The sequence below is a fragment of the Mesorhizobium sp. M1A.T.Ca.IN.004.03.1.1 genome (assembly GCF_003997555.1).
Taxonomy (GTDB): Bacteria; Pseudomonadota; Alphaproteobacteria; order Rhizobiales; family Rhizobiaceae; genus Mesorhizobium.
On sequence record NZ_RZTV01001145.1, the window covers coordinates 1 to 233 of the forward strand.

Sequence of the window (233 nt, forward strand, 5' to 3'; positions counted from 1 at the left end):
GGTCATCGTCAATGGCCCCCAGGACGAACGGCCTAATCTCGAGATACCGCGGGTGCCGCAGGGCCAATCCCACCGCGTCCGGATCATCACCAGCCCTCCGCAGGATCGCTTCGGCGGCAAACACGTTCAGGAACATCTCATGGCTGAAACTGACCCGGTCACCGCGCCTCTCCAGAAGGTTCGCTGTCTGAAGCGTCTGCAATAAGGCGCCTGCAACACCCTCACGATCCGAC

General features: G+C 61.8%; 1 protein-coding gene. It reads left to right on the plus strand.

All coding sequences use genetic code 11. The features are described 5' to 3' along the window. A partial coding sequence (locus EOD29_RS36920; RefSeq protein ID WP_206520634.1) for a hypothetical protein occupies positions 1-205 on the plus strand: 205 nt, incomplete at its 5' end. Positions 206-233: the final 28 nt, after the last annotated feature.